Origin of the sequence: Microcystis sp. M31BS1 (assembly GCF_020245285.1) — a bacterium.
Lineage (GTDB): Bacteria > Cyanobacteriota > Cyanobacteriia > Cyanobacteriales > Microcystaceae > Microcystis > Microcystis panniformis.
Map to the genome: position 1 here is coordinate 1 of NZ_JADBVE010000182.1, position 17,254 is coordinate 17,254.

Below are 17,254 nucleotides of genomic sequence, written 5' to 3' on the forward strand. Positions count from 1 at the left end.
AACTTTTCTGACTTTTCTTCAGCTATTTATGAATGTCTGAATGATGCCCATCTGAAACATAAAAAAGAACTGGATTCCTTGCTGACTCTACGATTTCAGAAGTTTAATAAATCTCAGATTATGAACGTCTAAAGTATAGCTCGATTCTGGATTTAATCCCTGGTTGAGGGACAAGCAAAGTCATCTGTCAGGGAGTCGGGGGTAGGCAGTAAGATTGAGATAGTCAAGTCACAAAAAAGATGGTACGAATTCTAGTAATTGATGATGATGGAGTAATTCAAACGTTTTTGAGCCGCGCTTTGCGGAAGGAATACGAGGTTTTTATTGCCAGTGATGGGGAAGAAGGATTAAAGCAAGCGGGGCAACTAAAACCAGCGATGATTATTTGTGATTGGATGATGCCGGGGATCGATGGGTTGGAAGTTTGCCGGCAAATTAAGCTTAATCCCCAACTGTCAACGACTTTTTTTATCCTCTTAACTTCTTTGGGATCGGTGGAGGATCGGGTGAAGGGATTGGATGCGGGGGCCGATGATTTTTTGTGTAAACCGATCGAAATTAATGAGTTAAAAGCGCGTGTGCGAGCGGGAATTCGTTTGCATCAATTAAGTCATGATCTGCAAGCACAAAAACAATTACTAGAAATGGAGTTAGCGGAGGCGGCGGACTATGTGCGATCGCTGTTACCAGAATCTTTTATTTCTCCAAAACTTGCTATCGATTTTCGCTTCCTTCCTTCTCGTCGATTGGGGGGGGATGGATTTGATTATTATTGGTTAGATAATGACCATTTGATGTTATATCTTTTAGATGTGGCTGGCCATGGTTTGCGAGCGGCTTTACCTTCCCTTTCGGTGATTAATTTACTCCGTTCCCGTGGTTTAACTCAGGTGAATTACTATCAACCTAATCAGGTTTTACATGGGTTAAATCAAGTTTATCAAATCAGTCCTAAGAATGATAAATATTTTACTATCTGGTACGGAATTTATGATCAGAAACAACAACAGTTAACCTATGCCAGTGCCGGTCATCCCCCGGCAGTTCTCCTGACTCAAAAACCTTTTGGACAGATGATTGAAACCAGACTGAAAGCCCCCGGTTTTCCCATCGGAATGTTTCCGGAAGCAGAATATATCAATCAGGTTCAATCCCTGAATTTCTCCAGTAGCCTTTATCTTTTTAGCGATGGAATTTACGAGATCGATTGTGCTGATGGTAGGATGTGGGGACTAGAAAACTTTATTCAATCTTTACGAAATTATCACTGTAATTCTGCTAAAAATCTTGATAATTTTATTGAAAAAATTCAAGCTTTACAATTTGATGGTAATTTTAGGGATGATCTTTCGATCATGCAGGTGGATTTTCGTTAATTAACTTCCGAGGATTTTTTGTTCTAATTCTTCTCGGTTATTAAAAATTTCAAAAACTCGATCCATATCGGTCAATTCAAACAACATTTTTATCTGCTCATTAATCGAGCAGATCAATAGTTTACCCCCCGCAGAACGCACGGTTTTTAAGGATAAAACTAGCGCCCCTAAACCAGAACTATCCATAAAGGTGACATTCTTGAAATCAACGATAATAACCTCGGAACCTCCCTGCACGGCTTCGGCAATTTCTTGGCGAAATTCGCTGGCTTGGTTGCCATCTAAAATACCCGATGGTTGAATAACTTTGATGGAAGAACTCATAAAAAAAAGGAAAAATTAAATGTTTTCTACCTGCTCACTGATAACTGCTCGCTGAAATCTGCTGATAGCAGCCAATCTTTAACTATTTTTAACATATTAGGGTCAAGAAAAGCGCAAAATTAAAAATAGGAATTTTTGAAACTGTATGGAAAGTTACGATGTCATCCTCATCGGTGCGGGGCATAATGGTTTAGTTTGTGCCGCCTATCTCCTCAAAGCCGGTTATCGTGTCCTCCTTCTCGAACAGCGTAGCGTACCAGGAGGAGCGGCTACCACAGAAGCGGTTATCCCAGAGCTAGCCCCCGATTTTAAGTTTAATCTCTGTGCGATCGATCACGAATTTATTTTTTTGGGACCGGTAATTGAGGAATTGGAGCTAAAACGCCACGGATTAGAGTATTTATTCTTCGATCCTACCGTTTTCTGTCCCCATCCCTCTGGCCAATATTTTCTTTCCTATCGCTCTCTGGAAAAAACTCACGCCGCAATTGCCCAGTTTTGTCCGCGAGATGCCGATCGCTACCTTCAGTTTATCGACTATTGGGGACAGTTGATGAATGCGATTGGGCCTTGGTTTAACGCTCCGCCCCAAGATTTGCTCAGAATCGCCCGCAATTATAACTCTAGTGCCTTAGCTAGTGTCTGGAAAGCGATCGGCTCGAAAAAGAAACTGCTCGACTTCATCCGCACGATGATTACTTCCCCCGAAGATGTCCTCAATGAATGGTTTGAGAGCGAATTTGTCAAAGCACCCCTGGCTCGTCTAGCGGCGGAAATTGGCGCTCCTCCCTCCCAAAAAGGCATTACCTCCGGGATGATGATGATGGCAATGCGTCATTCCCCCGGGGTGGCTCGCCCTCGTGGTGGTACAGGCGCACTAACCGAGGCTCTGGTGAAATGTGTTGTTAGTCTCGGTGGGGTGATTTTAACCGAGCAGAAAGTTAAACAGATTCTAATCGAGGAAGGACAAGCGATCGGGGTTAGGGTGGACTCTGGACAGGAATATCTGGCAAAAGCGGGTGTTATCTCTAATATTGACGCTAGACGAGTTTTTTTACAGTTAGTCGCCCCCGCCGATGTGGATGCCGCCGATCCAGAATTGCGAGAAAGGGTAGAACGGCGAATTGTCAATAACAATGAAACAATTCTTAAAATTGATTGCGCCCTCGCCGAAGCACCAAGGTTCGAGGCTTACGATCACAAAGAGGAGTATTTACAGGGAACGATTCTCATCGCCGATTCCGTGCGTCACGTTGAACAGGCCCACGCTTTAACGATTTTGGGGCAGATTCCCGACGAAAATCCCTCGATGTACCTAGATGTCCCCACTATTCTCGATCCCTCCATGGCTCCCCAGGGCAAGCATACCCTCTGGATCGAATTTTTTGCCCCCTATCAGATTGCTGGGGCCGAGGGAACAGGATTAAACGGCACGGGATGGACGGAAGAATTAAAAAATCGCGTGGCCGATCGAGTTCTTGATAAACTGGCCGATTATGCCCCGAATCTCAAATCCGCCATTATTGCCCGTCGGGTGGAAAGTCCGGCAGAATTGGCTAATCGTTTGGGTTCCTATAAAGGTAATTACTATCATCTTGATATGACCTTAGATCAGATGATTTTCCTGCGTCCTTTGCCAGAAATAGCTAACTACAAAACCCCAATTAAAAACCTTTATTTAACTGGGGCAGGCACTCACCCCGGCGGCTCAATTTCGGGAATGCCGGGGCGCAATTGCGCTCAGGTTTTCCTGCGGGATCGAAGCACTTTTCTGCAACGATTATTCAACTAAGTAGGGTTGGCTGAATAAATCTAAAAACCTTGTTGGATAAGACTTTTAGACTTTTTTGATCTCAAAAAGTGCCAGCCGAGAGTGAGCGGGGCGAAAATTCCGGGACTTTTTCCCTGAAAATTAGGTAATTGACCGTCTGAAAATGGGTAAAACCCTACACCCCACACCCCACACCCCACACCCTGCCCCCACGAAAAACTTTTTCAGCAGACCCTAAGTAGGGAGGCACAATTATTTGTAGGATGGGTTAGCGGTAGCGTAACATAATCGGGCGTTGGGTTTCATGCTTCAACCCAACCTACGTTCTCTCTGACTTCTTGTTTTAAGATGGAGAATGAAACAGCCCTAGGGGGGCAGGGGGGTGGGGAAATAAATAATCAGTTTTTAATAACTGGATTTACTATGACAACAATTTTTGATTTTTGCAGGAGATCTATCGAGTCGAGGAATACTCGTAGTCTTCGATAATATGGAGAAGTCGCATAGCTGAACTACAGGATTCTTCTAAAATTTCCTGTTTCTCCTGAGAATCTTCGATTAAATCTTCAGATACTAGACGCAAAGAACCTAAAAGACTATTAAGACTGCTTCTCGCTTCGTAGGATAAATAAGCTTTTCTTTTTTGCTCATCTTCCCTATTCTTAGAGTCGGCCTCTTTGCTATCACTAAATTGCAGAGCGTGTAAACGGGCATAATGACCACCTTGAGCTAATAATTCCTCATGATTGCCGATTTCTGCCACTTTTCCCTTGTCTAGCACCACAATTTGATAGGCTTTTTGAACAGTGGAAAGACGGTGAGCGATCACAAGAGTAGTCCGCTCGCGACAGAGTTCATCGATCGCTTCCTGTACTAAACGCTCAGAAATTGTATCCAAAGCACTGGTGGCTTCATCGAGAATGAGAATATCCGGCTCTCGCAGTAAGGCACGAGCGATCGCTAATCTTTGTTTTTGTCCCCCCGAAAGTCTCACTCCCCGATCGCCAATTTCCGTATCCAGTCCTTCCGGCAGTTTGGAGATAAACTCGTAGGCATTCGCCCTTTTTGTCGCTGCTACAATTTCTGCATCACTAACATCGCTTAATCCGTAGGCAATATTAAAACGGAGAGAATTATTAAAGAGAAAAGTGTCTTGACTGACTATTCCCATGGCTTTTCTCAGAGATTTGATCTCATAATCCCGTAAATCGTGACCGTCAAAAAGAATCCTCCCGGCTGTAGGATCATAAAAGCGTGGTAATAAATCAGCAATTGTCGATTTTCCCGCCCCCGAAGCACCAACAAGAGCGATCATTTTTCCTTTTGGAATCCACAGATCGATGCCCTTGAGAACTAATTCTTGATGACCAGGATAGGAAAATTGGACGTTATCAAAATGAATACCTGTCTCTAATCTTTGATAGGGAATAGAGCCATTGCTCATAAATGGTTTATTCTCTCGAATGAGAAAATCCGCTACCACCTCTACTGCGGAAACATCACCCAATAGACTACTCCTAGCACTGTTAATTTGACTAACTATCGGCAAGGCCCGGAAAAGTACATAGAGATAGGTTAATAAAATTGTCGCTAAAGCTTGCAGTTGTTCATTAAAAAGATAACGACCAGCAATGATAATTAAAGCAATAATAATTACCCCACCGATCTCATTGAGCGGAGCGATTACAGCATTATTAGTCTGGGCATCTAAACCCGCTTTCTCCCGGGCTTCGATATCTTCCACAATAGATTCTAATTCGTATCTTTCATTGCCTACCGCTTTAATTAGACGAATTCCCGTTAACAGTTCCAACAGTTTATTAGTTTGCTGTTTAGCCGTTACGGTGATAATCTCTCCAAACTTTTTCGATCTCTTGACAAAGTATTGATTAAGCAGACCTAAAAAGCCACCCAAAACACTTGAAAGAATAGTTAATTGCCAAGAAATTGATAATAAAATAGCTAAGTACATGAAAGCTGTAGCGATAATCTTAATCAGGTTTATGTAATTTCTAATTGATGCTACAGCCCGATTAATCTCCGACATGAAACGATTAAAAATATCTCCTATTTTACTTTTTACATAATAATCTATATCCACTTCTAGCAGCAGAATAACTGAATCAATTCGCATATCTTTTGCCATAATTAAAGACAAGTAAGTGCCTAGCAAATTACTGACAAAATTGGTAATGTGCTTGAGAATTAAAATCAATAATATCGCCGCAAACATCCAGAAAAAACGAGTATCGACCGAGAAAAACTCGAAAACTGAGAGCAGCTTTTTTATAATTTCGGGGGCATTTTTTAAGATATCATTTTCGGGATTAATAAAAGAAATTAGTAAGGGGATAACTAAAATAGCTCCCACCCCATTAAATATGGTACTGGCAAAGCCGATAACAATACTGGAAACCACTAATATCCAGTGTTTAAGCGTATATTTAAGCAGAATTTGCTGAGGATTCATCGCTATAAGTAATAAAGTAAATAGTCAACGGTCAACTAATATTTCCCTTCCAGAGAAGTAATTATGCCAGAGAGAGTTGTCGCCATGGCGGTGGTACTGTAGGAGGCGATACAGCGCTCTCTCGCTTTTAGTCCTCGTGCATTAGCCGAGTCGAGATGATTAAAAACTTCTCTAATTATGACAGCTAGTTGCTCTGGCGATCTAGGTTCGACTAAATAGCCAATATCAGCTAAAATTTCGGGAATATCTGCCACTTTAGTGGAAATAATCGGTTTAGCCATCGCCATACCATCGGTGAGTTTAATCGGAAATTGGGCGTTAGCCGTGGCTTCATCCCTCTGGGGAACGATAATAGCATGAGCAGCGGCCACAACTTCCGGCATTCGATCGAGCGGTTGAGCAGGTAAATGAATTAACCAAGGTTGACCTTTTTCTAGCAAGCTATCCAGATAACCATCCCCGATTTGGCGACCACCGACCACCACCAATTTAAAATCAGGATCAGCAATTTTATCTAAAGCGATTAAGACATCTTCTAAACCTTTGTGGGGTCTAGCTGTACCCGGGAACATTAAGACTTTATACGCGGATAAACCGTATTTTTGACGACAAGCGACAGGATCGTAGAGATTGGGATCGAAAAGTTGCGTATCCTTGCCATTCGGTAAATAAATCCCCCCATAGCGCTTTTGCAAAAATTGATTATTAACCGTCACCGCATCAGCGCGGTTAATTAAATTTTCCATCCAATGCAGATAGAGAGGGTGATTCGGGTCCCTAAGCGCACCATTTTTTTTGAGGATATCCCTAGCTAATTGTCGAGGATAAGGACGATAGGACCATCGATCGCCACCAAACCAACTCATTTCCCAATCGTCAATATCGAGAATTAGGGGACGTGGGGAAAAAAAACGTTTCAGTAAACCGATGCCGAAACTGGTGGGACGGGGTTTAACCGCGTAGATAATCTCTCCGGAGAGGCGATCGAGTAAAGTTTTGATCTGGCCAAAAAACTGGGGATAATTATTGCCTTTGACCGATACCAGGGGTAAATTCCCCGGTGGGGTGGGATAGATTTCCCGGCCAAAAATCGGACCATAAACCGTCACCTGACAGTTTAGCTGTTGCAAGACTTGAGCAATCAAATAGACTCTTGTGCCACCACCACCGGATAAATCTGGTGCTAAAACAGAGATTTTTTTGTTCACGATCGCCGCTCAATCCAGATTATCTAGCACGATAGGAGAATGTTAATCGATGTTAACGTTCTTGTCAATCTTAAACGGACTTAACATTAATCCCCCCGGAGATAGACTAGACAAAGAAAACTAACATATACATAGCCGAGACGACTAACTGAGTAAACATCACTGGTAAACCGTAGCGCAGGAAGGTATGAAAAGTAATTTTGCCCCCGTGTTGTTCGGCGATGCCGGCGGCGACAATATTAGAAGAAGCCCCCACTAAAGTACCATTACCTCCTAGGGTGGCTCCATACATCATCGCATAGAAAAGCGGTAAAACTTCCGGGGGAAAAGAACCGGCATAATCGGGAGAAAGAACCTCCGTCCCGACTAAATTAACATTAACAAGGTACTGTTTCAGTAGTGGAACCATGGCCACCACTAGGGGAATATTCGGAACGACACTGGAAACAAAACCGACAAAAAACAGCAAGACTAGAGAACCTAAAAAGATATTTTTGCCTAAAATTATCGCCAGAAATCCCGATACACTATTAACTACCCCAGTTTTTTCTAAGCCGCCAATTAGGACAAAAATTGACATGAAAAATAATAGGGTACTCCAGTCCACATCTCGGAGAATATTATGCACCGTATCTATCTTCGATTGCTGGGCTAAAAGTAGGGCTAAAGCTGCCCCCATCAGAGCAACGGCAGCAGGAGCAATAGGTACGGGAAAAGATTCACCGACCACGAATAAAAATAAGACTAAAAAGACGATAATTCCCCCCAGAGCTAGGACGCGCGGATGATTAATTTGCGGATGGGGTAAGTCTTCTAAATGCTCGAATTTTGTCCGCCAGATTTTGGGGAATAACCAAGGTAACATAAGCAGAATGGTAATTACTGCCAGCGCACCACCTAAACTCAAACGCTGTAGGTATTCCATGAAGGTTATATTAATAGAATCACCGACGATATAAGTAGCAGGATCACCAACAATAGTTAATAATCCCGCACTGTTAGCCACGAAAACCATCAGGATTAAGAGCGGCACAAAATCCACACCTATATCCTGTGCCAATGGGGGAATTAAAGGTGCTAACAACATCACCGTGGTGGCGTTGGGCAATACCGCACAGATCGGGGTAGTAATAGCAACAATTCCTATTAGTAATAATTTGCCCTGTCCCTTGGCTAAAAGCACCATTTGTGCTGCTAAATAATCAAAAATTTTCGTTGGTTCAAAGGCTCTCACTAATACCATCACCCCAAAAAATAGGGCAAGAGTGCCATAACTGCGACTGATATAACCCACCGCTTCCTGGAGAGTCATGATATGGGTAAAAACTAAGATTAAAGCCCCCAGTAAAGCCGCTACGGTAATATGAAGCCACTCGAACATAATAACCACAATGACTGCAACAAAAGTCATCGCAGCAATCCACATTGGTAAAGATTCCAGCATTTTTGATCCTGTTTTTACTTTCGGTTTCTCGATAGGACTAAAAGTTTGCCCAAAGAATGTACAGCAAACTCATAGAAAATATGGTTATCTACGGAAAATCTTAAAATTGTTGCGATCGGTAATCTAACATGAAAATCCCCATAAACAATGTCTCCTTTGAGTTATGACTATCAAGTAGTCCCAGTGACATAACTGAACCGATCAAGACATTGCTAGGAATGTAGTGATGTTTCAGTCTTCCCCCCCACGCCTACGAAGTTAGCTGACGGGCTAGGATAGAGAGATATCCTTTTCTAGGCTAAAAAATCTAGAAATACGCCCCCAAATATGGTTCCTCCGCTCCGAATTTGTCTAGCTAATATCTAGCATAGAAACTTGGATTAGGCTGACTTACTCTGTTTAGTGATCCACCATAGCATACTAACCCCAAAAAAAACGATATAGCCCTATACCAGACCTATCCTGTCGGTTATCCCCCGGGTTGCTAGGATAGAACAATGATAAGCTAATAGCTAACGACTGACCGCCATAGCAGCCAGAAAAGAAATTTCTATGAATAGAAGACCCCGTTATACTCCTCCTCGATCGCGTGATCGTGATTATGACCGCTCCTATGGCGATGACTCCCGCGCTTCGTCCCCCGGTGGCCTATTGGCAAAATTGAACTATGCCATGATTGCCCTGATTGGTGGTATTTTTGTACTAGGAGTGGGTCTCGGTCTGGTATTCAGTTCTACTGCCAATTTTAGCCCCGAAAACGTCGCCTCCCGGGAAGTAATTGATCGCAGCGCCCCCAATGCGGAATTATGCGTGCAATTTGGGGCCAGTGCCATTGTCACCGATTTGCGGGTTTATGTCACCCTTAACCCCTTTAATGTTTTTGTCACCCAACCAGTCATGCAACCCGGTTGCGTTTTGCGACGCAATAACTGGTCAATTTTAGAACAACAAAAATTAGTCGATGGACAGCAGGTACAAAGTTGTAAAAACCGGATGAATACCTTTGGTTATACCGGCCCCTTGGAAGGCAAACCGAAAATCGATTGTATCTTCCAAAATGAAGCTGGGGGTAATCTTTTTGTTAATCCTGCTGGCGCTGTTGGCCCCAGACCAGATACAGATAAATTCTAAACCGGAAAAGATCGTTCTCCTGACTGCTGACTCCTGACCACTGACTCCTAATTAACTAAGTAGGTGGGGGAATTAAATATAAGATGAACGTAGGTTGGGTTGAAGCATGAAACCCAACCCCCGCATAGTTTACGCTACCGCTAACCCATCCTACAAATAATTGTGCCTCCCTACTTACGACAATTTTTGATTTTTACAAGAGGTCTAATGAGTTAGCCATTGGGCCGTAGTCACCACAAAAATTCCGCCAGCTTTTTTTAAAATAGGCTGAATTTTATCGATCAGACGACCAAGTTGTTCGTCACTATTACAAACCGTCATAATATAGCTACCACTGTAATCACAATCGAAGTCATCACAGGATAAACCTCGATCGCCTTTTCCCGAAGCATTGCCAAAGACGGTATAACCGGAAACTCCGACAACATCAAGAACGCTTAAGGTTTCTTCCAGAAAAGCATGACTAACAATTATGTCCACTTTTTTGACAGTTTGTAGGGAAGGATGGGGGGATTCAAGCATGGTAGTTCAGTAAAAAAGGGACAAGTGAAAGAGAACAATTTTGACAGGAATTATTTAAAAACCGCCGGGCCTTTTAGACTCCACAGCCAATGATTTTGATCATCTCTAGGTACAGAGGAATACCGATGATGATATTGAAAGGAAAAGTTAAAGCCAAGGCCATAGAAACGTATAAACTAGGATTAGCTTCAGGAACAGTCATTCTCATGGCCGCAGGAACAGCAATATAAGAGGCACTGGCACACAAAACAGCGAATAATAAAGCATTGCCCTGTTCAAATCCGAGAACCTTAGCGATGAGAATCCCCACCATAGCATTGATGACGGGAATGAACACCGAGAAACCGATGAGAAAAGAACCAGTTTTGCCTAATTCTCGAATTCTTTTCGCAGCCACTAATCCCATATCTAGGAGAAAGAAAGTTAAAGCACCATAAAAAATCCCTTGAGTGAAAGGTTGTAATTTTTCCCAGCCTCTTTCCCCCGTGAGCATACCAATAACAACACTACCGACTAAGAGAAATACCGAACCATTTAAAAAGGCTTCATGTAGAACCTTTGACCAAGAAAACGCTTCTTCTTCGCCATTTTTCTCTTTAAAGACTCGCACCAGGATTAAACCCACTACAATCGCCGGCGATTCCATTAAAGCTAAGGCCGCTACCATATGACCGCCATAGGAAATATGAAGTTTTTCTAAAAAAGAACTGGCGGTGATGAAAGTAACGGCACTAATGGAACCATAGGCTGCTGCGATCGCTGCTGCATTGGCACTATCGAGTTTAATTTTCAGGATAAAGAAAGTGTAAATGGGAACGATGCAAGCCATAACCACAGAGGCAATCAAAGTTAAAGCAATTTGGTTATTGATGCCACTTTCCGCTAGTTCATAACCTCCCTTGAAACCAATCGCCATCAACAGATAGAGAGAAAAGAGTTTAGGCAGTGGTTGGGGAATCTCTAGGTCGGATTTAAAAAATACTGCCAGCATTCCTAAGAAAAAGAACAAAACCGGCGGATTGAGAATATTGAACAGGATTAAGCTGCCATCCATAGGTTTGCGTACATTGAGTTATTTCAATCTATACTATTCGATTTTGAGAATACTGGGGAAATGTTAAGTAGTCGTGCAAAATTAATTTCCTAGTCGAGACTCCGAGACTCCGAGACTCCGAGACTCCGAGACTCCGAGACGGGAGATGAACGTAGGTTGGGCTGAAGCATGAAACCCAACGCCCGATTATGTTACGCTACCACTAACCCATCCTACAAATAATTGTGCCTCCCTACTTAAGATGGGTGATGTTTCAGTGATCAGAACGTAGGTTGGGTTGAAGCATGAAACCCAACGCCCGATTATGTTACGCTACCACTAACCCATCCTACAAATAATTGTGCCTCCCTACTTAAGATGGGTGATGTTTCAGTGATCAGTGATCACTGATCTTGAAGCCGTCAGCTTTTCTCCCCTCTCCCCTCTCCCTTTTCCTCCTCTACAATAGACCTTTTGTAAAAACCAAAAATTGTTGCTAGGGTTAGGAGTCAGTAGTCAGTAGTCAGTAGTCAGGAGAATTAAAAATGAATAATAATCAGTTAAATGGTCTATTTACACACTTTATGCCATTTAATCGGCTCTTCTCGACTTTGTGTGATAATTTTTGCTTATGGAATCGTGAAATGTTTACTGGGAAAGACTTTTAGGACTATTTTGCGGATATTCTATCAGTATAGACCTAGTTTCCACACAGAAACCAGAAGAGCCTTTAATCCTTATTTTTGCCGTTTTTGAACCCTGAAAAATTAATTATGCAAGAGGTTTAATAATTACTCGCAGCCAGAAATACGTTGTTTATTATCATACTTTGTGCTTTTTGTCAAAAAAACTTTTTTTTTGCAATAAAACTACACAAAAAAAAGATCATCGTTGTGGGTGAAATTGACTGATTTAACCGTCTTAATTGGGATTACCTTCTAGGTGTGGCAAAGGTTTCAACCATTGCTGCCCAAAAAAGCATAGAATAACCCATTATGAAATTCAGTAAAATCGCTGTAACTATGATAACATCGTTGTTAAATAAAAATCTTTCTCAATTAATTCTTAAGAATTTATAAATATTGCGGAATGTTAATTTAAATATTCTCAAGTTTTTGCAGTCAATAAATAACTTTTGCTTATATTTGTCAGAAAATAGAACTCCTGCAAAAATCCCACATCTACTATTGGGTTAGGAGTCAGTGATCAGTGATCAGTGATCAGTGATCAGTGATCACTGATCACTGATCAGTTATCAGTTAACTGAGAAAACTCCCCACACCCCACACCCCTCTCCCGTTCCCCGCTCGCGTTCCCCGATAAATGCCAAAAATCCAGCTTAAAACCCCAAAATCCCCACATCTTGCCGCCATGGTAGCACTTGATCGCACCAGTCTCGGCGGTATCTGGACGTTATCGGGATATCAACGGGAATTAAACAGCCCCAACAGTGAATTATTAATTCTTACCCTGGACGGGGAGGACGAAACCCTAATCGGATTAGCTTGTTCTTGGGCAATTCTCGAAGAAGCGCATATTACCCTCCTGGCAATTTATCCCGACTATCAAAGACAAGGATTAGGAAAACTGCTTCTCTACAAACTGCTTGAGAAAGCTGTACAAAGACAACTGGAAAGGGCTACGCTAGAGGTGAGGGTATCGAACCAGTCAGCGATCGCGCTCTACGAGCATTTTGGCTTCCGCATCGCTGGAGAGCGTAAAAATTATTATCCGCAAACTGGCGAATCGGCCCTAATTTTCTGGCGCAACGATCTACAAACGGCCGCTTTTCAGGAACAATTAAGCAAGTGGCGACAAGAAATCCTCTCAAGACTGGCGCAGGGAGAGTGGCAATTAGAGGAAGAAACCAGAGCCAAAATAGATACCATGGGGATGTCATGATTACTTACCAGCTTAAATCAGGTCGAGGTTAGGGAAAAATGAGGATTTTAGTGTTGGCGTGGGAATTTCCACCGCGATTAGTGGGCGGTATCGCCCGTCATGTCGCTGAACTCTATCCCGAAATCGTCAAACTCGGTCATGAAGTCCATTTAATCACGATCGAATTCGGTCAGGCCCCCAGTTACGAACTGGTCGAAGGCATTCACATCCACCGCGTCCCCGTCCCCCCCGGCAATGACTTTTTCCATTGGGTGGTCAACATGAATAACAGCATGGGGCAACAGGGCGGCAAACTAATCGCCGAATACGGAAAATTTGACCTTGTTCATGCCCACGATTGGTTAGTAGGGGATGCGGCCATTGCCATGAAACATCTCTTTAAAATCCCCCTGATTGCCACTATTCACGCCACGGAATACGGACGTTATAACGGACTGCACACCGACACCCAACGCTATATCGCCGGCAAAGAGGGAACCCTCGTCTATAATGCTTGGCGCGTTATCGTCTGTACCGGCTATATGCGTCATGAAGTCCATCGGGCTTTGGGCGCACCCTGGGATAAGATCGATGTGGTTTATAACGGTATTCGGGCCGAGAAAAAGCAAAGAGACCCTAACTTTGATTACCGAGCTTTTCGTCGTCAATATGCCGAAGATCACGAAAAAATCGTCTATTATGTCGGGCGCATGACCTTTGAAAAGGGGGTTTCGGTGTTACTCAACGCTGCCCCAAAAGTCCTCGCTCAGACCGAGGCTAAAACTAAATTTGTGATTATCGGTGGCGGCAATACCGACAAACTTAAACAACAGGCTTGGCATCTCGGTATCTGGCATCATTGTTATTTTACGGGCTTTATGTCCGATGAAAACCTCGATCGCTTCCAAACCGTGGCCGATTGTGCCGTTTTTCCCAGTCTTTACGAACCTTTTGGCATTGTCGCCCTGGAAAGTTTCGCCGCTAGGGTTCCCGTGGTAGTTTCCGATACCTGCGGTTTTCCCGAAGTTGTCCGTCATGGTCAAACGGGAATTGTCACCCGGGTCAATAATCCCGATTCCCTCGCTTGGGGCATTTTGGAGGTTTTAAATCATCCCGAATACGCCCACGAATTAGCTAATAACGCCTACGAAGACCTAGAAAAACGCTTTCATTGGGCGAATTTAGCCCGTCAAACCGAGACAGTATATGGTTTGGTTGTCCAAGAACGACAACTGGTGGAATGGCGTTAATCAGGGAGCGGTTTTTTAGCCGTCAGCCGTTAGTATTAGGGGTCAGTTTATGTCTTAAAATAACAAAGGCACAACTTAACTTCTCCAAATATGACTATGAAAGCAGCTGAAATTATGACCACGGAGGTGGCCAAGATTAAAGGTTCTGAAACCGTTGCCAAAGCGGTGCAATTGATGAGAGAAAAGAACATTAGAACTCTCATTGTTGATCGCCGTCACGATGAGGATGCTTACGGAATTATCACCGAAACCGATATTGTCTATAAAGTCGTCGCTTTCGGTCAAGATCCGCAAAAAGTGCGCGTCTATGAAGTGATGAGCAAACCCTGCATCGTGATTAATCCCGACCTCGGGGTTGAATATGTGGCCCGCTTATTTGCTAATACCGGTATTCGTTTCGCACCGGTAATTAAAGGCGGTTTGCTCGGTGTTATCTCTGTTAGTGATATCCTCCATAAAGGTAACGCTGTCGAAAAGCCCCGCAGTCTTGATTTAGAAGCGGAGATTATCAAAGCTAGAGATATTGCCCGGGCAGTCTGTGCTGAAAAAGGGGGAAATTCTCCCGATTGTGCCGCAGCTTGGGATGTTGTTGAGGAATTACAGGCAGAATTGGCACACCAACGCGCTAAAAAACCAGAAAAAACCTATTTTGAGGAATACTGTCAAGAAAATCCCGATGCTTTTGAAGCGCGTATCTATGACACCTAATCCCCATGGGTTTTCGGTATTCTCCGATACCTCAAACTTTTTAATCCGGCAAAAGTAGTGTATAAAGGTTTTATTTACTAATAATCGAGGAAAAACTATGGCTGATCTATTTGTCATCGCCTATGAGGACGAATTTAAAGCAGAAGAAGTTCGTTTAACTTTGGCTAAACTGCAACAGGAACATCTCATCGAGTTAGAAGATGCTGCCGTAGTGGTTAAAAACAAAGATGGCCAGATTAAACTCAAGCAAGCGGTCAATTTAACGGCAGCAGGAGCCGCTAGTGGCAGTTTCTGGGGATTATTAATCGGAATGCTCTTTTTATCCCCTTTATTAGGGGCCGTCCTCGGTGCTGCTGGTGGCGCTTTGGGAGGTGCTTTAAGTGATATCGGTGTGGATGACAATTTTATGCGCGAATTGGGAGAAACCCTGCAGCCCAGTACCTCTGCTCTCTTTGTTCTCGTCCAAAAAGTTACCCCCGATAAGGTCCTCGATGAAGTGGCCCCCTACGGAGGTAAAGTGTTACGTACTTCTTTGACCAAAACCGACGAAGCTGAATTACAGAAAGTTCTCGACCAAAGAGGTGTTAAACCCGAAGCGGTTTAGGATCTGGGTCCATAAAAGCTAGAAAAAGGGAATATATTTCCCTTTTTGCTTTTTGAGCAAGAATGGGTTTAGCATGACCACCACAGCATCCATAAAATAAGAAACAATCAATAATTATTAATGAACTTTAAGCTTCGATCGAGAATAAAAGTGCTTCAGTGTCGTAGTATTTATTCGTTAATCCCATTGATTGCATTCCTAATCTTTCGGTGACACGAATTGAGCGATAATTATCGGGATTAACCACTGCGTAGATAATCGGCAATTGTAAGGTGATTAAGCCGTATTCTAGAATAACTTTAGCCGCTTCGGTTATGTATCCTTGTCCCCAATAATCGCGTCGTAAATGCCAACCAATTTCGCTATCTGGGGTAGGATAACCGTAGTTATCGGGTAAATTCTGTAAAATTATCGAACCGATAATCTGATTATTTTTTCGATCGATCATTGCCCACCAATCGCTGCCATTACCTTGATTACGAACAGTTGGTAATCTTTCGGAAAAATGGGCATTTAAACTCTCAATATCCGTGGCTAACTGACGAATTCTCGGTAAAAAATAAGTGACTTCGGAATTTTGATAGATCTGAAAAAAAGACTCTTTGTCTGTGGGTAGTTGCCAAGGACGGAGAATTAGGCGATCGCTTTTCATTGTTTTAGTGAGCAAATTATAGCAATTCTCTTGCTGAGATTAGGGATTATTGTTGATAAAAAAACTTCTAAATCCCACGGCTAGTAGGGAACCACTTAAGACAGTTATCAATGTCCAAATTTGATTTTTTTGGGTTCCTTCGACTTTCTCTAAGCGTTTATTCATGTCATCAAATTTACTATCAAGAGTTTTAATATCACCTTTAACTTCCGTGAGTTCAATCTTTAAATCGGTAGTATCTTTTTGAAGATTTTTGACATCAGCTTTTATTTCCGCTTGTCCATTCTCGATCACCTTCAATCGATTGTCCACCTCAATCAGTCGAGTTTCCGTGGTAGTGAGTCGCGTTTCCACGGTAGTGAGTCGATTGTCCACGGTAGTGAGTCGATTGTCCACCTCAATCAGTCGAGTTTCCATGGTAGTGAGTCGAGTTTCCACGGTAGTGAGTCGATTGTCCACGGTAGTGAGTCGATTGTCCACCTCAATCAGTCGAGTTTCCATGGTAGTGAGTCGATTGTCCATGGTAGTGAGTCGATTGTCCATGGTGGTGAGTCGATTGTCCATGGTGGTGAGTCGATTGTCCATGGTAGTCAGTCGATTGTCGATCTCGTTGAATCGATGTTCGATTATCTTCTGTCCATTGAGGATTAAATCTTCTAGTCTTTTTAAATCATTATCCGTAGCAGTGGTGGTGGTCATTGATTAAACTCCTATAATTTCAATTTGCTCTTATTTTTATGGCTCTTCGTTACTTGGTATGGTTCGATAGGGGGGCATAAATCGACTAAATCCTTATCTGGTAAGAGACTTAATTGATTAGTTCGCTCTAGAGCAAAAACAATTGACAAAAATCGCTAAATGCCTTTCTATATAAGGGTTA

16 protein-coding genes, 2 pseudogenes and 1 riboswitch are annotated in these 17,254 nt (G+C 42.8%); of the genes and pseudogenes, 8 read left to right on the plus strand and 10 right to left on the minus strand.

The annotated features are described in order from the left end of the window. Both IM509_RS10605 and IM509_RS10610 read left to right on the plus strand, forming a co-directional pair. Window positions 1–132: pseudogene (locus IM509_RS10605) on the plus strand (IS630 family transposase); the annotation flags it as partial. Window positions 133–239: 107 nt separating this feature from the next. Beyond that, entirely contained in the window at window positions 240–1,376 is a 1,137-nt protein-coding gene (locus IM509_RS10610) for a PP2C family protein-serine/threonine phosphatase (RefSeq protein ID WP_052275543.1), read from the plus strand. On the opposite strand, the gene IM509_RS10615 is transcribed toward IM509_RS10610, so the two are convergent. Beyond that, window positions 1,377–1,700, minus strand: a complete 324-nt coding sequence (locus tag IM509_RS10615) for an STAS domain-containing protein (protein WP_052275544.1) — start codon at window positions 1,698–1,700, stop codon at window positions 1,377–1,379. Window positions 1,701–1,845: 145 nt separating this feature from the next. On the opposite strand from IM509_RS10615, the gene crtO reads away from it, so the two are divergent. After that, window positions 1,846–3,492 carry a beta-carotene ketolase CrtO gene (gene crtO / locus IM509_RS10620; protein ID WP_185237389.1) on the plus strand — a complete coding sequence of 549 codons (1,647 nt, stop codon included), beginning with the start codon at window positions 1,846–1,848 and terminating at the stop codon, window positions 3,490–3,492. 45 nt (window positions 3,493–3,537) lie between these two features. Here crtO and IM509_RS10625 read toward each other — a convergent pair. From IM509_RS10625 to IM509_RS10640, 4 genes and pseudogenes are all read right to left on the minus strand, one after another. Further along, window positions 3,538–3,721: pseudogene (locus tag IM509_RS10625) on the minus strand (hypothetical protein). 204 nt (window positions 3,722–3,925) lie between these two features. Beyond that, complete coding sequence (locus IM509_RS10630; protein WP_185237390.1) at window positions 3,926–5,941, minus strand: ABC transporter ATP-binding protein; 2,016 nt, start codon at window positions 5,939–5,941, stop codon at window positions 3,926–3,928. Between the two features lie 35 nt (window positions 5,942–5,976). After that, complete coding sequence (locus IM509_RS10635; protein ID WP_052275546.1) at window positions 5,977–7,149, minus strand: glycosyltransferase; 1,173 nt, start codon at window positions 7,147–7,149, stop codon at window positions 5,977–5,979. A gap of 106 nt (window positions 7,150–7,255) precedes the next feature. Continuing rightward, window positions 7,256–8,593, minus strand: a complete 1,338-nt coding sequence (locus IM509_RS10640) for an ArsB/NhaD family transporter (protein ID WP_052275547.1) — start codon at window positions 8,591–8,593, stop codon at window positions 7,256–7,258. Window positions 8,594–8,825: 232 nt separating this feature from the next. Further along, window positions 8,826–8,956: riboswitch (cyclic di-AMP (ydaO/yuaA leader) on the minus strand. Window positions 8,957–9,145: 189 nt separating this feature from the next. Between IM509_RS10640 and IM509_RS10645 the strand changes: the two genes are divergently transcribed. Continuing rightward, entirely contained in the window at window positions 9,146–9,724 is a 579-nt protein-coding gene (locus tag IM509_RS10645; protein ID WP_002733879.1) for a DUF3172 domain-containing protein, read from the plus strand. Between the two features lie 204 nt (window positions 9,725–9,928). Here the strand turns inward: IM509_RS10645 and IM509_RS10650 are convergent, their stop codons facing one another. Next, window positions 9,929–10,246, minus strand: a complete 318-nt coding sequence (locus IM509_RS10650; protein ID WP_002786257.1) for a P-II family nitrogen regulator — start codon at window positions 10,244–10,246, stop codon at window positions 9,929–9,931. A 73-nt stretch (window positions 10,247–10,319) separates the two neighbouring features. Then, on the minus strand, window positions 10,320–11,300 hold the full coding sequence (locus tag IM509_RS10655) for a sodium-dependent bicarbonate transport family permease (RefSeq protein ID WP_002786258.1): 981 nt from the start codon (window positions 11,298–11,300) through the stop codon (window positions 10,320–10,322). A 1,302-nt stretch (window positions 11,301–12,602) separates the two neighbouring features. Between IM509_RS10655 and rimI the strand changes: the two genes are divergently transcribed. From rimI to IM509_RS10675, 4 genes are all read left to right on the plus strand, one after another. Further along, the gene (gene rimI / locus IM509_RS10660; protein ID WP_052275548.1) at window positions 12,603–13,181 is read left to right on the plus strand and encodes a ribosomal protein S18-alanine N-acetyltransferase; all 579 of its coding nucleotides are present in this window, start codon (window positions 12,603–12,605) and stop codon (window positions 13,179–13,181) included. Between the two features lie 38 nt (window positions 13,182–13,219). Beyond that, a complete protein-coding gene (locus IM509_RS10665) occupies window positions 13,220–14,410 on the plus strand; it encodes a glycosyltransferase family 4 protein (RefSeq protein WP_052275549.1) in 1,191 nt (396 codons plus the stop codon). A gap of 90 nt (window positions 14,411–14,500) precedes the next feature. Next, window positions 14,501–15,118, plus strand: coding sequence for a CP12 domain-containing protein (locus IM509_RS10670; protein ID WP_036388153.1), 618 nt, complete (start codon window positions 14,501–14,503; stop codon window positions 15,116–15,118). Window positions 15,119–15,215: 97 nt separating this feature from the next. Then, the gene (locus IM509_RS10675; protein WP_052275550.1) at window positions 15,216–15,722 is read left to right on the plus strand and encodes a DUF1269 domain-containing protein; all 507 of its coding nucleotides are present in this window, start codon (window positions 15,216–15,218) and stop codon (window positions 15,720–15,722) included. Window positions 15,723–15,849: 127 nt separating this feature from the next. Here the strand turns inward: IM509_RS10675 and IM509_RS10680 are convergent, their stop codons facing one another. Genes IM509_RS10680 through IM509_RS10690 form a run of 3 tightly spaced genes read right to left on the minus strand, consistent with a single transcriptional unit; the run spans window position 15,850 to window position 17,222 of the window. Next, window positions 15,850–16,374 (minus strand): GNAT family N-acetyltransferase, encoded by a 525-nt coding sequence (locus IM509_RS10680; protein ID WP_052275551.1) that lies wholly within the window; start codon window positions 16,372–16,374, stop codon window positions 15,850–15,852. A 39-nt stretch (window positions 16,375–16,413) separates the two neighbouring features. Further along, complete coding sequence (locus tag IM509_RS10685; RefSeq protein WP_072923763.1) at window positions 16,414–17,073, minus strand: tropomyosin; 660 nt, start codon at window positions 17,071–17,073, stop codon at window positions 16,414–16,416. Window positions 17,074–17,084: 11 nt separating this feature from the next. Continuing rightward, window positions 17,085–17,222, minus strand: coding sequence for a hypothetical protein (locus IM509_RS10690; RefSeq protein ID WP_185237691.1), 138 nt, complete (start codon window positions 17,220–17,222; stop codon window positions 17,085–17,087). Between the last annotated feature and the right edge of the window lie 32 nt (window positions 17,223–17,254).

What these genes read in the sequence shown, in the direction of transcription:
- IM509_RS10665 (WP_052275549.1), top strand. Translation starts at nt 13,220, where the DNA reads ATGAGGATTTTAGTGTTGGCGTGGGAATTTCCACCGCGATTAGTGGGC.
- IM509_RS10680 (WP_052275551.1), bottom strand. Translation starts at nt 16,374, where the DNA reads ATGAAAAGCGATCGCCTAATTCTCCGTCCTTGGCAACTACCCACAGAC.
- rimI (WP_052275548.1), top strand. Translation starts at nt 12,603, where the DNA reads ATGCCAAAAATCCAGCTTAAAACCCCAAAATCCCCACATCTTGCCGCC.
- IM509_RS10640 (WP_052275547.1), bottom strand. Translation starts at nt 8,593, where the DNA reads ATGCTGGAATCTTTACCAATGTGGATTGCTGCGATGACTTTTGTTGCA.
- IM509_RS10615 (WP_052275544.1), bottom strand. Translation starts at nt 1,700, where the DNA reads ATGAGTTCTTCCATCAAAGTTATTCAACCATCGGGTATTTTAGATGGC.
- IM509_RS10610 (WP_052275543.1), top strand. Translation starts at nt 240, where the DNA reads ATGGTACGAATTCTAGTAATTGATGATGATGGAGTAATTCAAACGTTT.
- IM509_RS10655 (WP_002786258.1), bottom strand. Translation starts at nt 11,300, where the DNA reads ATGGATGGCAGCTTAATCCTGTTCAATATTCTCAATCCGCCGGTTTTG.
- crtO (WP_185237389.1), top strand. Translation starts at nt 1,846, where the DNA reads ATGGAAAGTTACGATGTCATCCTCATCGGTGCGGGGCATAATGGTTTA.
- IM509_RS10685 (WP_072923763.1), bottom strand. Translation starts at nt 17,073, where the DNA reads ATGACCACCACCACTGCTACGGATAATGATTTAAAAAGACTAGAAGAT.
- IM509_RS10670 (WP_036388153.1), top strand. Translation starts at nt 14,501, where the DNA reads ATGACTATGAAAGCAGCTGAAATTATGACCACGGAGGTGGCCAAGATT.
- IM509_RS10645 (WP_002733879.1), top strand. Translation starts at nt 9,146, where the DNA reads ATGAATAGAAGACCCCGTTATACTCCTCCTCGATCGCGTGATCGTGAT.
- IM509_RS10650 (WP_002786257.1), bottom strand. Translation starts at nt 10,246, where the DNA reads ATGCTTGAATCCCCCCATCCTTCCCTACAAACTGTCAAAAAAGTGGAC.
- IM509_RS10675 (WP_052275550.1), top strand. Translation starts at nt 15,216, where the DNA reads ATGGCTGATCTATTTGTCATCGCCTATGAGGACGAATTTAAAGCAGAA.
- IM509_RS10630 (WP_185237390.1), bottom strand. Translation starts at nt 5,941, where the DNA reads ATGAATCCTCAGCAAATTCTGCTTAAATATACGCTTAAACACTGGATA.